This window comes from Ruegeria sp. HKCCSP346 (assembly GCF_017872595.1).
Taxonomy (GTDB): domain Bacteria; phylum Pseudomonadota; class Alphaproteobacteria; order Rhodobacterales; family Rhodobacteraceae; genus Ruegeria.
On record NZ_JAEDOT010000007.1, the window covers coordinates 1 to 15014 of the forward strand.

14 protein-coding genes are annotated in these 15014 nt (G+C 55.6%); 10 read left to right on the plus strand and 4 right to left on the minus strand.

The features are described from left to right. Positions 1-183 precede the first annotated feature (183 nt). Positions 184-477, minus strand: coding sequence for a hypothetical protein (locus tag I9185_RS16425; protein ID WP_171724779.1), 294 nt, complete (start codon positions 475-477; stop codon positions 184-186). 311 nt (positions 478-788) lie between these two features. Between I9185_RS16425 and I9185_RS16430 the strand changes: the two genes are divergently transcribed. The 5 genes from I9185_RS16430 to I9185_RS16450 all read left to right on the plus strand — a co-directional run bounded on the left by I9185_RS16430 (position 789) and on the right by I9185_RS16450 (position 8873). Further along, the gene (locus I9185_RS16430; protein ID WP_210093592.1) at positions 789-2456 is read left to right on the plus strand and encodes a hypothetical protein; all 1668 of its coding nucleotides are present in this window, start codon (positions 789-791) and stop codon (positions 2454-2456) included. A 152-nt stretch (positions 2457-2608) separates the two neighbouring features. Continuing rightward, a complete protein-coding gene (locus tag I9185_RS16435; protein ID WP_210093593.1) occupies positions 2609-4120 on the plus strand; it encodes a hypothetical protein in 1512 nt (503 codons plus the stop codon). After that, complete coding sequence (locus I9185_RS20620; protein ID WP_210093594.1) at positions 4117-6252, plus strand: BadF/BadG/BcrA/BcrD ATPase family protein; 2136 nt, start codon at positions 4117-4119, stop codon at positions 6250-6252. Before I9185_RS16435 ends, I9185_RS20620 begins: the two co-directional genes overlap by 4 nt. After that, positions 6203-7393 carry an acyl-CoA dehydratase activase-related protein gene (locus I9185_RS16445; protein ID WP_171638418.1) on the plus strand — a complete coding sequence of 397 codons (1191 nt, stop codon included), beginning with the start codon at positions 6203-6205 and terminating at the stop codon, positions 7391-7393. Before I9185_RS20620 ends, I9185_RS16445 begins: the two co-directional genes overlap by 50 nt. Before the next feature lie 178 nt (positions 7394-7571). Beyond that, complete coding sequence (locus tag I9185_RS16450) at positions 7572-8873, plus strand: adenylate/guanylate cyclase domain-containing protein (protein ID WP_171638420.1); 1302 nt, start codon at positions 7572-7574, stop codon at positions 8871-8873. A gap of 257 nt (positions 8874-9130) precedes the next feature. Here the strand turns inward: I9185_RS16450 and I9185_RS16455 are convergent, their stop codons facing one another. The 3 genes from I9185_RS16455 to I9185_RS16465 form a co-directional block, all read right to left on the minus strand. Continuing rightward, positions 9131-9496, minus strand: coding sequence for a hypothetical protein (locus I9185_RS16455; protein ID WP_152459687.1), 366 nt, complete (start codon positions 9494-9496; stop codon positions 9131-9133). Positions 9497-9607: 111 nt separating this feature from the next. Next, the gene (locus I9185_RS16460) at positions 9608-10558 is read right to left on the minus strand and encodes an AraC family transcriptional regulator (RefSeq protein ID WP_171724774.1); all 951 of its coding nucleotides are present in this window, start codon (positions 10556-10558) and stop codon (positions 9608-9610) included. Positions 10559-10665: 107 nt separating this feature from the next. Beyond that, positions 10666-11532, minus strand: coding sequence for a branched-chain amino acid aminotransferase (locus I9185_RS16465; protein ID WP_210093595.1), 867 nt, complete (start codon positions 11530-11532; stop codon positions 10666-10668). A gap of 161 nt (positions 11533-11693) precedes the next feature. On the opposite strand from I9185_RS16465, the gene I9185_RS16470 reads away from it, so the two are divergent. The 5 genes from I9185_RS16470 to I9185_RS16490 all read left to right on the plus strand — a co-directional run bounded on the left by I9185_RS16470 (position 11694) and on the right by I9185_RS16490 (position 15005). Continuing rightward, positions 11694-12206 carry a MarR family winged helix-turn-helix transcriptional regulator gene (locus tag I9185_RS16470; protein ID WP_152459690.1) on the plus strand — a complete coding sequence of 171 codons (513 nt, stop codon included), beginning with the start codon at positions 11694-11696 and terminating at the stop codon, positions 12204-12206. After that, positions 12203-12904, plus strand: coding sequence for a response regulator (locus I9185_RS16475; RefSeq protein WP_210093596.1), 702 nt, complete (start codon positions 12203-12205; stop codon positions 12902-12904). The genes I9185_RS16470 and I9185_RS16475 overlap by 4 nt, the downstream gene beginning before the upstream one ends. A 68-nt stretch (positions 12905-12972) precedes the next feature. Further along, entirely contained in the window at positions 12973-13899 is a 927-nt protein-coding gene (locus tag I9185_RS16480) for a histone deacetylase family protein (RefSeq protein ID WP_210093597.1), read from the plus strand. Next, entirely contained in the window at positions 13896-14138 is a 243-nt protein-coding gene (locus I9185_RS16485; RefSeq protein ID WP_152459693.1) for an exodeoxyribonuclease VII small subunit, read from the plus strand. Before I9185_RS16480 ends, I9185_RS16485 begins: the two co-directional genes overlap by 4 nt. After that, complete coding sequence (locus tag I9185_RS16490) at positions 14139-15005, plus strand: polyprenyl synthetase family protein (protein ID WP_210093598.1); 867 nt, start codon at positions 14139-14141, stop codon at positions 15003-15005. The last annotated feature ends 9 nt before the right edge of the window (positions 15006-15014 follow it).

Below are 15014 nucleotides of genomic sequence, written 5' to 3' on the forward strand. Positions count from 1 at the left end.
CTCGTCAGGCTCATAACCTGAAGGTCGTAGGTTCAAATCCTACTCCCGCAACCAAAATAAATCACTTGATTACAGCTTTTTACCCGCCGCCCCAAGGCGGTGTTTCTATTTGTGCCGATACCGCTGGAAGCACTGTGGAAGCAACAGGAGCGGAGTCGTCCTGTGGTGAATGTGCAACAAAGGCTAGGCGCCGAGCCAGCGCACGTGTGGTCTACCTTGCTGCACCTCGTTCAGATAGGCAAAAAGGCTGATGGCATCCCCGCCTTTTTCACCCGTCGCGAAGTCTGCCCACAGTCCGCTGTCGAGATTGATCCGAAACGAACCCCGCGACCGATCTGCGCGGGTGGGATTCGGCGCCACCCATTCGCTCCCGATGATCCGGCCATCTGGCAACCATTCGGCCAGTAGAGTTTGCAGATTGATCCGGGCCAGTGCAGCAATGCCCGCAAATTCGATGGGTTTCCAGTTACCAGTCATTTGCAACCACCTCCTGAAGACGCGCGATCTCGAACGCTTCTACATCTCCCATGCGATAGCGGACCAATCGGCGATGGCCGGATGCGGTAAAGGTGTTGAGAACTCTGCCAACACCTCACATGGACTGACCGCAAAATGCCCTGCTCAACTTGGATTTGGTGAAGCGGGTTGCCGGGGCTGAAAATTGCAAAAATTTTCGAAAAACCTTAAACTCAGCAGATTAAGGCCAAAAGCCATTTCCGGTTTCTGACAGCAAAGTCATACGAAAACAGAAAATTCCCGGCTGAATTTTATTTCGTGGAGCCAAAAATATGACTGACAAAAACACCTTTATTGACATGCACACCCACCTGTTCACGGCGCGATATTTACCGTTGCACAGTATCTTCTACTCGTTCACTTCACTGTATTGGTTTTCGCTTGCGTTGGCCTTTCTGGCGGTTCGTTTGACCCGCATGAGTGACTTCAGCAAACTCGCGACGGAAGAACCTGACCAGGACGATTTGATCGACGCGTTGCTCGATCACGATGTGGACCGGCTTATGCGGGCCATTGCACATCCAGTTCGCGAGAAGATCAGAGAGTATCAATCGACACCCAACCCCAGCCACCAAGATTGGAAGGACACAGAGGAGCTGATCCGAGCCCTGAACGATATTGACCGTGATATCAACTATTCAAGGGCGGGTGACCTCCCAATAGGTGTTCAGCTTGTGGGCGGCGACAGAATTTCTGAAAGGTCCGTCTTTGGAGACAGTGGCACGGACCCTGATTTGCTGGACCGTTTTCTGGCCGAGGCCTTCAGGACCGCTGGTCAAAAAGCGGCAGAAAGAGATTTCTTTCATGAAGCTGAACACATGCAGCCGGGTGAGTTGTACAAACCTGGATCTGATGCCGGCTTTCGTGCCGTCCGCATTCCAATCGGTCAAATCGGCATTATCTTTCAGTTTCTTGAATTCTTTGTCATCATGACCTTGTCCGAGCGAAACCGGTTCAAAGCGCTCAAGAGGGATTTCAAGAAGGATGGTCAGCCGAGCGACCCGGAAGCCAGCCTTTTCGTGGGTATCCTGCTGGATATGCGCCGTGCCTTCGACAAGCTCAAGGAATTTTGGATGCCCGGATTCCTACCGCCGTATTTTGACTTCACCGAACAAATGGACCGGATGCAGTCACTCGCAGCTGAGAACCCGAATGAATTGATCAATTTTGGGGCAGTTGACCCGTTTCGAGGCGGGAACTGGAAACAGATTGTCGATTCAGGCGTTGCACTAGGGATAACGGGATACAAAATCTATCCGCCCTTGGGGATCCGGCCGATCGATATGCGCGGCTACCAGACCCCGGTCGCCCCTGGGCGAAGTCTGGACAAGTACAAAGAAAAAGCGCAGAACCCTGCGCCCTACCCGATGGCACAGGCCAAGATGGGTGACATCATTCGCCATTTCTCCAGCCACAACCTGCGTTTGTTTGCCCATTGCAGCCCGATGGGGTTTGAGGTGGAGAAAGGTTACGGCGTCTATTCCGATCCAGAGTTGTGGAAGCACGCGATGGAGACCCACAATGCCCAGGACCTTTGGTTGTTCCTGGCTCATGGTGGTGGCGCAAAAGAAGTAGATTGGATGGGATGGGCAGCAACCAACAATTTTGACCAAACATTTGCCTATCGTGCTATTCGCTTGGTTGAGGAATTCGACAATGTCTATCTTGGCTTGGGTCATTTTTTGGGAATTCTGGATTCAAAGCTCAAGCCAAAGATATTTCAGCGATTGAAATCAGTACTAGTGGCCAAGAGAACCAAGAACGCACCGCACCATTTCCGGGACAAAGTGTGTTTTGGAACGGATTGGGCGATGCCCCTGATGGTCGGCAGAACCCGTGAATACCTGATCGAATTTGACAAGTTCTTCAGCGATCCACAGATCAGTCCTTGTGCACCTAACTTCTTTGAAGGAAATGCAAAAAAATTCCTGGGTATTTGATGGATTTCCAGGCTGAGAGTGCCTGACCGGCGTCCATGACAACCTGAATTTCCGATGGTCCTGTTTCACACGGACTCCCAATACCTGAGGCGATCTCTGAATAATATATTGTGCATTGTAAATACATGTTATGTTGGTTGGGGGGTATTTTTATGAGTCGTATTTTGGAAGAGTCTTATAGGGCTTACGAACCTCGTCCTTTTACTGCGGATCAGCGCAAGGATGTCACCCTGTTGTTTGGTGGGGTTACGTGGCGCGCCGAAAAACTGCTGGAAGGCCTGTTCAAAAGCGCGGGCTACAATGCGCAGCGCCTGCCTGATGTGACAGTTGAAGACTTGTACCTGGGACGTGAACTGGCGGATGTCGGACAGTGCTGCCCCACAGCTTTCACGACGGGCAACTTGTCGAGTTTCCTCAGAAACGAAGCCGAGGCCATCGGGGCTGACGAAGTGGCCGAAAAATATGTTTATGTGACCGCCGGGGCCTGCGGAGCCTGCCGTTTCGGTCAATATCACCAAAGCTATGAGCTTGCGCTGAAGAACCTGGGGCTCGAGGCGTTCAGGATGTTCCTGGTTCAGCAGCATGAAATCGATCAGTCGAAAGGCAAAGACGCCGGTTTGCAGACTGACATTCACCTGCTGCTGAGCACGGCCTTGGGCATGATGGCTGCGGATGCCATTCAGGATCTGGAATACCAGCTGCGACCCTATGAGCTAGAGCAAGGAGCGACCAACCGGGCGGCTCAGAAGGCGGTTTCCGAGATATACGACGTCATGTTGAGCAGGCCGAAACACATGCCGAAATGGGGATCAGTCCTGTGGCATGCGACGACCAGACGCTTTCTGAAGGCCATGAGGCGTGCGCGCGGCCATTTTGAAGACATCCAGCTTGATCGCTTGAGGGTCAAGCCGATGGTCAAGATTACCGGCGAGTTCTATCTGGCCACCGCCGAAGGGGTGCAAAACTACAATATGCATAACTGGCTTGAAGGCGAAGGCGCCGAAGTTCAGCCGGCGCCGATGGTCGTATGGTTCGACTACCTGATGCGGTATGGCGGACAAAAGCTGGAGCTGGGTTTCGGGATAAAAGAAAAAGCGCGTCAGAATTATGTTCTGTTGAAACTTGGGCAGCGCTTTTTCAGGTTCAAATACGATCAGATGCGCCGGATGCTGGGGAGTGTTCCGCGTCCGATGCCCGATCAGGACAAGCTGGGCAAATTGGCGGCTCCTTTTTTTGACAACATGATCAACGGGGGTGAGGGTGATTTGCTGATCGCCAAGGCGATCTGGGCGCATACCCAGCGAAAAGCACATATGATTTGCGAGCTGTCGCCCTATGGCTGCCTTCCCAACACAATGAGCATCGGCGCAATGGCGGCCGTACAGGGCCGGTATCCGGACATGCTCTATGCCCCAATCGAGGTAAAAGGGGACAGCGACGTACACGCTTTGTCGCGGTGCCAGATGGTGCTGGCAGACGCCAAGATCCGCGCGCAGGAGGAATTTGAATCTGCTCTTGCCGCCGCCGGGTTGACTGCGGACGAGGCCAGAAAGCGCGCCAAAGAGCATCCCAAGGTCAACACGCCATTTTGGAAAGTTCCCCATCGCGGCGCCGTGGGTACGGCATCCAATGTCGTGCTTGAGCTGGGAAATACCACGTTGTGAAATTCGCTGGGGTAGATATTGGATCGACAACTGTAAAAGGCGTCGTGGTGGAAGATGGCGAAGTCATCTGGAAAGCCTATGGTCGTCACAAAACACGCCAGGCCGAGAAAACCCTTGAACTGCTGTCGCAGATGGAGCTGGAGGCCGGCCTGACCGCCGGTCGCGATGTCGTCACGTTTACAGGATCCGGGGCAGGGACACTGGCAGATCATGTGAACGCGCGGCAAATCCAGGAGGTTGTCGCCGTCGCCGCCGCCGTCGAAGCGTTGCATCCGGATGTGCATTTCGTGTCTGAAATTGGCGGTGAAGACATGAAGACGTTGTTCTTCACACCAACTACCGCAGGCAAGGCCAAGCAGGTCTATATGCAATCAGCGTGCAGCGGCGGTACGGGCACCTTTATCGAAAAGTCCGCACGAAAACTGAACATCTCCCCGGACGAGCTGACCACTCTGCCATTCGATGGACAAACCCTTCATCGGATCAGCGCCAAATGTGGGATCTTTGCAGAGACGGACGCAAACAGTCTGGTCAAGGCCGGAGTTCCCAAGACCGAAATCATCGCAAGCTTGTTTGACGCAGTCGTTCGGCAGAACCTGGCGACTTTGACAAAAGGCAACACCCCCACACCATCAGTGCTTTTGCTGGGTGGGCCGAACATGTTCTTTCAAGGTCTTCAGCAGGCATGGGCAAGCCATTTGGCCGCGCTCTGGGACGAGCGCAATGTCGTATTGGAAGCAGGACAGAACGTCACCGATGCAATCCTGGTTCCCGGCGATGCCTTGTACTATGCAAGCCTTGGTTGCGTCGAGATATCTCGTCGGGAACAAAATGTATCCCGGGCCTATTCCGGCACGGATGGCCTGAAATGGTGGGTGGAAACAGGCCAACACGGTGAAAAGGCCAAGACCGGGCAAGAGGCCTTGGCCCGGAACGGTGAACTCGCCCGGTTCCTGGAGGATTTTACGCAACCAGTGATCCAGATGCCCCAGCCCGTTGTGGCCGAGACATATTATGTCGGGTGCGATTTCGGCAGCACTACGGTCAAGGCGGTGGCGTTGGACTGCGACGCTGAAATTAAGGCTTCGGTTTATCAGCATAGTCAGGGAAACCCGATCGAAGACGCCAAGTCCGTTTTCCGCAAGTTGCGCGATGCAGGGATCGAGGATATCGGCGCTCTTGGCCTGACGGGGTACGGGAAAGATCTGCTGAAGGATATTTTGGGGGCGGACGTGCCAGTGGTTGAGACGGTCGCACATGCGGCTGCAGCCATGCACATACATCCCGACGCAGACGCGATATGCGACGTCGGTGGGACCGATGTCAAAATCATGCTGTTGCGGCAGAAAGCGGTCGTCGATTTTCGGCTCAATTCCCAATGTTCTTCCGGCAATGGGGCGTTTCTTCAAGGCGTTGCCGAACGCTATGATGTCCGGCTTGAGGATTACGCCGAAAAAGCCTTCAGCGCCAAGCGGATGCCGAAACTGATGATGGGGTGCGGCGTGTTCCTTCAGTCCGACATCGTGAACCAGCAACGCAAAGGGTGGGCGGCAGAAGAAATCATGGCAAGCCTTGCTGCGGTCCTGCCCCTGAATGTTTGGGTCTATGCCGGGCAGTTTCAGAACCTCAAGGCCATCGGCAGGAAGTTTGTCCTGCAAGGTGGAACACATCGAAACCTGGCCGTCGTCAAAGCCCAGATCGATTTCATCAGGGGTAAAATTCCTGACGCGGAAATTACCGTGCACCCTCATGCTGGCGAGGCTGGCGCTTTGGGCGCCGCCCTTCTGGCGCTCGAACATGTGAACACCGGGCAAACGTCCCGCTTCGTCGGGCACGACCGCATCGAAGAGTTGGAATATGTCAGTACAACCAACAGCAAAACCACCTGCAAGTGGTGTGCGATGAACTGTAGCCGGGCCTTTGTGGATGTTCAGATCCCCGGCGGCCGTGGCCGGGCAAACAGCAAGGTCCCTCTGGCGGAAGGGTGGGAGCGGGTGATTACCGGCAATTCTTGCTCGAAAGGGTTGATTGAAGACGCAGCCGAGATGAAAGCGCGAAAAAAGCAAATCGACGAGGAAGCGAATGCCAATCCAAATATTGCAGAAAGCGTTCGCGAAGGCGCCTTTCGCTAAGTCCAAACCACCCAAGCGGGATTTTCGGATCGGCATCCCTCGGGTCCTGAACCAGTGGTCGACGCACAGGTTTTGGACGACATTGTTTGTTGAACTGGGAATCAATCGCCGCAATATCGTTTATTCGTCGGACACATCGGAAGCACAGCAGCTGAAATTCGGAAAAGGGCGTGGTGCTGTTGATTGCTGTTACCCCGTCAAGTGCATGTCCGGCCATTATGGTGAATTGCTGGACGGGCAAAAGCGCCCTATTGATATCCTGTTCGTTCCCATAATCCTGACTGTCCCATCCTTTTTGCGGGGTCATGTCCGGGAAAACATGGCCTGCCCGCGCGTTATTGCCGGCCCCGAAAGTACACGAGCCGGATTTCGGCGGGAAAAGGACGTGTTCAAGGAAGTGGGCGTACATTATCTTTCGCCCGCCGTATCCTTGGCAGACCCACAAATTGCGACCCGGCAGCTGTACGATGCCCTGAAGGGCGTAATCACCGACTTGCGCTTGGCTGAACTGCGCGCTGCGGTTGCCAAAGCTTATGACGCCCTTCAAGAGTTTGATCAGAGTCTGCGGCGGCAAAGTCTGGCGGTACTGTCCGAGTGCGCCACGCAACATCGGCCTTGCATCCTAGCCTTGGGCCGCCCCTACCACATGGACACCGGAATTGGCCACGCCATTGAAAGTGAGTTGCAGGCCTTTGGTTATCCGATCCTCTGGGGTCAGTACCTGCCATTGGACGCAGAGATACTGGATTGGTTATACGGCGATCTGATCAAAGCTGGCCGAATTCAAAGCCCTTTTGACATTTCGGATATTTGGAAAACGTCTCACAGTGCAAACACCAACGAACTTCTTTGGGCTGCACGCTATGGATCTATTATGCCGTGGATAACCTGTTCAATCCGGTTTTCAAGCTATGAATGCGGAATGGACCAGCCGACTTATTCACCAGTCCAGGAAATTACCGAAGCGCTTGGAACGCTTTTCTTTGTGTTTCAGGATCTCGATGAGACGAAACCTGCCGGCTCTGTCCGAATTCGCGTGGAAACCATTGCTTACTATCTGGAACAGAAATCGCCGAATATCATTCAGAGCAAACTGGAGGCCCTGAAAACAGCACCACCTGAATTGTTGTTGCCAACTTGATCCAACGGCCGATTTTCAGGGCAGTACGGCACCCGTTTGCGGGCGCGAGGCCAAAAGCGGTTCAGGCTGTGTTGGCGTCGCGACGCGAAATTGACTTCTGAACAAACAACCTGGGGCTTATCGACTAAGAAAGGGATTTGAGGGATATTTTGCTTAGAGCTGGCGCGGGGGCGATGCTTTGCTGAAACACATTGTGGACTCTGAAAATCCGATCGACGATGGAAAAATAAGACGAAAAATGCAAGTTGTTAACGTTGCAGCCTTTATTGCGTCGCTTGGGTTCGGCTTCACAGCTTTCTACCAGTTCCAACTTGGACCAGACTGGAGATATCTCGCATGGGTAAACTTTGGTCTTGGCTTCGCGGCACTTTTGACGATGACGTTGGATCGCTTCGGCCTTGAGGTCAAAGTCGCTTATTTTACAGTGTGGTTATTCCTGTTTCTGGCCCATGACATCAGTGTCGGCAAAAACGGTGAAGATCATCTGGTCTTGCTTGTTGGCCCGCCCTTGCTTTTTTATTTTCTGGGGGCCGCATATTGGCGCTGGATCACTTTGATAACGATCCTCAGCGCAGCTTTGTTTATTTACATATCGCTTGTCGTTCCTTTGCATATACCGCCCGGCGAAACGATTTGGGATATTATTGCGCAGTCATATCGGGACGGATTTGTAAGGCAACCTCAGGATGTTATTTTCATTGTGTTGATTTTGGGAATCGTCTCGGCGCTTTTTTTCACCTCCTATTCTGCAAATGCCGCAATAGATCGATACGAAGATGCTTTGGAAAGGGAATTTGCTGTTTCCGAGCGGCTGATAAATGTTCTTTTGCCTTCGCGCATTGCAAGGCGCATCAAAGCGCACCCGGACAGGTTAATCGCTGAAAGAATTGATGACGCCACAATTCTGTTTTCTGATTTGTCTGGATTTTCTGAATTCGCAGCCGCCAATGGGGCAAGGGCGACGGTCAAATTGCTGGGCTCCGTGTTCTCAGCATTCGATGAACTGGTTTTGAGCTACAAGCTGGAGAAAATCAAAACCATCGGTGACAGTTACATGGTTGCAGGTGGTTTGGACCCCTCGGTCAAAGAGAGACAACCGGATTCTGTTCGCATGGCGGCGTTGGCGATTGATATGATTGCGACGGTCGAGCAGGTGACAGACAAACTGCATCCAAAGGTGTCCCTGCGGGTCGGAATTCACAAAGGCCCGGTAATCGCAGGTGTAATCGGCGGCGACAAACCGTTTTTTGACGTTTGGGGTGATACAGTCAACATCGCCTCAAGAATGGAAAGCACCGGAGAACCCGGGCGCGTTCAAATCTCACCCGAAGTAAGAGACGAGATAGCCGAATATGTAGATTGCGAGAGACGAGAGGTTATCAATATCAAGGGAAATGGCGAAATCCAACCGTATTGGCTGCTGAAGGTCCACGACAAACCTGCAACGTCACACTCGTCCGAGCGGCTCATCAAAGGCTGAAAACCTTATCTTCTCGGTGAAACGTGCCAATGTCAGTGCGGGTTCAATCAGTGACTGGAATGGGGCGAACCTGGGTCAGTTGAAACAACAGATCACGCGGAGGCAGCTGCGAGCCGCAGCCGGATGGCCTGTTGTGACAGTGAGAGCATTCCTTTGAAGCCCGGCCGCTTTTTTAAAAACGAGCCGCCGGATGAAAACCCCGGCGGCTCGGACCTTGGCGCTTTACGGTGAAACTGGGACAACCGTGGTCAGCGGTTTTATGCGGCAACTTCCTGCTCGGGCGCGCTGAGCGAGATGACAAGCACCACGGCCGCGCCGTTCAGCCAATAAAACACCGCATCCAGTCCTGAGAACCCCAGGACGCTGGGTGCAAACAGGAATGTGATGCCGACAATCAAGTCTACGGCCAGATGGAACTTGTAGGGAAGGACCCGCCAAATCCCAAGGTGGTGATCCGTCAGTACCGTCAGAACAAACGCAGCAACACCGGTGACAACCGACAGCCACAGGGCCAGGGGGTTGGATTGGCCCAATCCCAACAGGAACGGCAACGTCATGAGGGCAATGGCGACGGGGTAGTCGAGGTAAGCATGGACAGAGCGGGTAACGAAACGCAGGGACATCAGATCTTCCTTTTCTCAATCAATGATAAAGGGAAGGTAGGACGCCCATGCCGAACGCTGAATTCCTGATCGTCTCTAATACCATGCAGATCGTTCAAAAAACCTGGGGGATCAATGCATCGCCCGGTACGCAGCCGGTGACAGCCCAACCTGTTTCTTGAACACGCGTGAGAAAGCCGCCTCGGAGGCATACCCGACCTCGGCCGCTGCATCTGCAACGTTCCATCTTGCCTCGGTCAGGCCGTGGCACGCGATTTGCATCCGCCAATCCGTGAGGTACTGCATCGGCGTAGTGTCCATCTTTTCAGCAAAACGCTGAGCAAAGGCAGTGCGCGACATACCCGCCACACGTGCCAAAGACGCGACGCTCCAGTCCTTGGCCGGGGCCTGGTGGAACGCGGTCAAGGCCCGCGAGATGCGCTGATCAGCAAATCCTGCCAATGCGGAATCCTGCGGGCTTTGACGCTCCAGATAGGCCCGGATCGCCTGTGCGAACAGGGCCTCGGACAGTTTCAGCGCGATCAGGTCGCCACCGATTTTTGCGCCTGAAACCTCAGAGCCGATCATGCGCAGGGTGGCTTCCATCCACGATCCGGCCTCTTCGCCATAATTCTCGATCAGGATATAGGGCGGCAGGCGGTCGATCAGCATATGCCCGGTGCCGTTTCGGCCGGCCGGGCCGGAAAAAGAGAAATGACCGCAGATCAGCTGTGTATCCCGTTCCTCGTCAGCACCGCCATAGACCAGCACGCCTTCGCCCGAGTAGCCCGCGCGCTCCAGCACCTGCTCCAGAGGCAATGCGTCCAACGGCTTGACCTCGGCGCAGAGCAATGCGTGTGGCGCCCCGTGGGGGATCAGGATCAGGTCCCCCTGCCTCAACCGCAGCGTTTCGCCCGTGGTCGAGACATGAACCTTCAGCTCACCACGCTGCACAAAATGAAACCGCGCCACGTTTTCGAACCCCGGCACCTGAATTCCGAAGGGCGGAGTGAATGACGTGCGAAAGTAAAACGTGCCGCGCAGGGAAAGGCGGGTGAGAATATCGCTGAGAAGGTCCAACATGTGCCGAAGATACGCAATCTGTGCAATCCGTCCAGATGGCCGAACGGTTTGCACAAAAAATTGCACGTTTGGCAACAAAAAGCCCCCGACAAAGCGGGGGCAATGTCTTACGAGCGAACCAGTTTCTCGTAATGTTCGGCGATTTGGCGGGTCAGGTCGCCGACCTCGAATGTATATTCGCCGATCTGTCCGACAGGCGTGACCTCGGCCGCGGTGCCGGTCAGCCAGCACTGTTCGAAGTCAGCCATTTCTTCGGGCTTGATGCGGCGCTCATGCACGGTGATGCCCTTGTCTTTCAACATCTGGATCACCGTCTGGCGGGTGATGCCGTTCAGGAAGCAGTCTGCCAGCGGGGTGTGCACCTCGCCATCCTTGACGAAAAACACGTTTGCGCCGGTGGCCTCGGCGACATAACCGCGCCAGTCCATGAACAATGCGTCCGAGCATCCTTTGGCCTCGGCCTTGTGCTTGGATATGGTGCAAATCATGTAAAGACCCGCCGCCTTGGCATGGACCGGGATGGTTTCCGGGCTGGGGCGTTTCCATTCGGCGATGTCCAGCTTGGCGCCCTGCAACTTGGCATCGCCGTAATAGGCGCCCCAAGGCCAGACTGCGATGGCCATGCGCACCGGATTGCGCGCCGAGGCCACGCCCATATCCTCGCCCGAGCCACGCCAGACCAACGCCCGCACATATGCGTCCTGCAAACCGCTGGCTTTCAGCGCTTCTTCCTTCGCAGCTTCGATTTCATCAACCGAATAAGGCATCGGCATGTCCAGCGCTTCGGCCGAGGCGATCAGACGCTGGGAATGTTCGCGGCTTTTGAAGATCTTACCGTTGTATGCGCGCTCGCCTTCGAATACCGATGACGCATAGTGCATTGCGTGGGTCAGAATGTGCACATTGGCCTCACGCCAGGGCACCAGCTTGCCATCCATCCAAATGGTGCCATCACGATCATCATACCCCGCCATGCGAAACCTCCTGAACCGGGTTGAGTTTTCGATTGTTGCGCGATTTAGGTCCGGTGCGGACACAATATTGCGCAAAAACTGCAATTCGATACCGCTCTACTCTTGGAATGTCAATAACGCTGACATAAACTCGGCCCCGGTAGTAACGAATGAGGCATGATATGTCCGACATCCGTCCGGCCCCGCGTTATGGGGGCGAGAGCCTTTTGTTTTTGACCGATGAGCAATTGAGGCAGGGGATCGAGGCCATGTTCTTCGCCTATCGCGGCTTTACGGCTGATCCCGATCGCATCCTCGCAGAGATGGCCTATGGCCGCGCCCACCACCGGGCAATCCACTTCATCAACCGCGCGCCGGGCACGACGGTCAACAATTTGTTGGCCATCCTTGGCGTGACAAAACAGTCTCTGAACAGGGTTTTGCGAACCTTGATCGAGGATGGTTTGGTGGAAAGCCGCGTGGGTACAGTGGACAAACGCGAACGCCACCTATTTCTGACAGAAAAGGGGCAGTCGCTGGAAACCACGTTGTCGGATGCTCAGCGGGCAAGAATGCGCGCCGCCTACAAGGATGCCGGTCCCGAAGCCGTGGCTGGATTTCGCAAAGTGCTTGAAGCAATGATGGATGCTGATATGCGTCATGCCTATACGAAACTTCGGGATACGACCACATGAGCGATATGGATGCCCATCTGCTGATTGTTGACGACGACGAGCGCATTCGTGATCTGCTCAAGAAGTTTTTGATGCGAAACGGGTTTTTGGTTACTGCGGCACGGGATGCGGCCCACGCGCGGCGCGTATTGTCGGGGTTGGATTTCGACATGATCGTCATGGACGTGATGATGCCGGGCGAGGATGGTGTCAGTCTGACCCGCGCTTTGCGGGAAACGCATACGACACCGATCCTGCTGCTGACAGCAAAGGGCGAGACGGAACACCGGATCGCGGGCCTCGAGGCCGGGGCGGATGATTACCTGGCAAAACCGTTCGAGCCGAAAGAGCTGCTGTTGCGGATCAATGCGATCCTGCGCCGGATGCCGGAAACGCCGGCAGAAGAAACCACGGCGAAGATCCTGAACCTCGGGCCCATCCGCTATGACATTGAACGCGGTGAGATGTGGCAGGGCGAAGCCCCGGTCCGTCTGACCGCAACCGAAAGCCAGTTGATGAAGATATTCTCGGCCCAGCCCGGAGAGCCCATCAGCCGCGCCAAGCTGGTCGAGGATCTGGGCCGCGACAAGGGTCAGGCGCAGGAGCGCGCGGTGGATGTGCAAATCACGCGCCTTCGACGCAAAATCGAACAGGACCCCAAGCAGCCACGCTATTTGCAGACTGTGCGGGGCGCGGGGTATATGCTTGCGCCGGATTGAGATGCCGCTGCGCGGCGTTTTTTGGCCTTCGGCGAGGATATTTGTAGCCAGATGAAGATGGGATCCCAATGACAACCGCCCTTTTGACCCACGCCGATTGTCTGGGCCATGTGACACCTGACGGGCACCCGGAACGGGTGGCGCGGCTGGAGCATATATTGCATGCATTGGAAGCGCTGGAGCTGAAGCGGGTGACGGCTCCGCTGGCTGCGGATGACGATCTTCTGCGCATTCACCCCGAGAGCTATATCCGCGACATTCGGGCCGCGCGCCCTGCGGACGGATTCGCACAGATCGACGGGGATACGTTCCTGTCTCCGGGATCGGTGGACGCAGCATACCGCGCGGCGGGTGCGGCGGTGCGGGCCGTTGATCTGGTTTTGGGCGGTGAAGCATCGAACGCGTTCTGTGCCATTCGCCCGCCGGGGCACCATGCGGAAACCGAAACGGCCATGGGCTTCTGCCTGTTTGGAAATGCAGCATTGGCGGCGAAACATGCGCTGGACCATCACGGCTTGAATCGTGTGGCCGTGGTCGACTTTGACGTGCATCACGGCAATGGAACCCAGGACCTGTTGTGGGATGAAGCGCGGGCATTGGTGATAACCAGCCAGCAGATGCCTTTGTGGCCCGGATCGGGCCGGCCCGAGGAAACGGGTGTTCATGATACGGTTCTCAACATCCCTCTGGCGCCCGGCAGTGGCGGCGTCGAGATGCGTGCCGCCTATGAAACGAAGGCCTTTCCGCGCTTGCGGGCCTTCAGGCCGGAACTGATCATCATTTCCGCCGGGTTCGACGCCCATCAGGACGACCCGCTGGCCAATCTGAACTGGGCCACTGATGACTTCGCCTGGATCACCGCAGAGCTGTGCAGGATTGCCGACGAGGTTTGCGACGGTCGTATCGTCTCGACTCTGGAAGGCGGGTATGATCTGAACGCACTGGCCCAGGCCACACGCGCCCATGTGGAAGAATTGATAAAGGCAGCCCGATGACCCAGACTCCCGTAGACCAGATGACATTCGAACAGGCGATGAAAGAGCTTGAAGCCGTGGTCGGCCAGCTGGAACGTGGCGATGTCGCGCTGGATCAATCAATTGCGCTGTACGAACGCGGCGCAGCGCTGAAAAAGCGGTGCGAGGAGGAGTTGAAGCGCGCGGAAGAAAAAGTCGCAGCGATCACTCTGGACGCCAGTGGTCAGCCGACCGGTACGACGCCTGTCGAAGGTATGTGAATGTTCCCCGAAAGACTTGCGCAGGATGCTGCCAGCATTCAAAGCCATTTTGATCTGGTTTTGGGCGCGTTTGCAGACGTGGATGTAACCCGGGCCATGGCATATGCCACCCGAGGCGGAAAGCGGCTGCGCGGGTTTCTAGCATTGGAAAGTGCCCGACTGCACGATGTTGAAGAAGACCGGGCGATCTGGCCGGCCACGGCCATAGAGGCGCTGCACGCTTATTCCCTGGTGCATGACGACCTGCCCTGCATGGATGACGATGACCTGCGCCGCGGGCGGCCCACCGTTCACGTAGAGTGGGATGAGGGCACGGCTGTTCTGGCCGGGGATGCCCTTCAGACGCTTGCTTTTGAACTTTGCACCTGTTCGCAGGTTGGGTCCGCAGACATTCGCGCAGACCTTGCCCTGACCCTGGCCAAAGCCAGCGGCGCACAAGGTATGGTGCTGGGACAGGCGCTGGACATTGCGGCGGAAACGGCCGCCAATCCGCTGACGCTGGACGAAATCACGCGTCTTCAGGCCGGCAAGACGGGCGCCCTGATCGAGTGGTCTGCCTGCGTTGGCGCCGTTATGGCCCGATCCGATCCTGACCCGTTGCGCCGATATGCCCGGGCAATGGGTCTTGCTTTTCAGATCGCAGATGACATCCTTGATATCGAAGGCGATGCCCAAAAGGCGGGCAAGCGATTGCAAAAGGATACCGAGGCAGGGAAAGCCACTTTTGTTTCGCTTTTGGGTCTGCCTGCTGCCAAAGCCCGCGCAAGTGAACTTGTGGATCAGGCCTGCGCCGCTTTGGACGGGTTTGGTCCGAGGGCGGAAACCTTGAAGGAAGCCGCCCGCTTCGTTATTGCCCGGGACAGCTAAGCCAGGAAC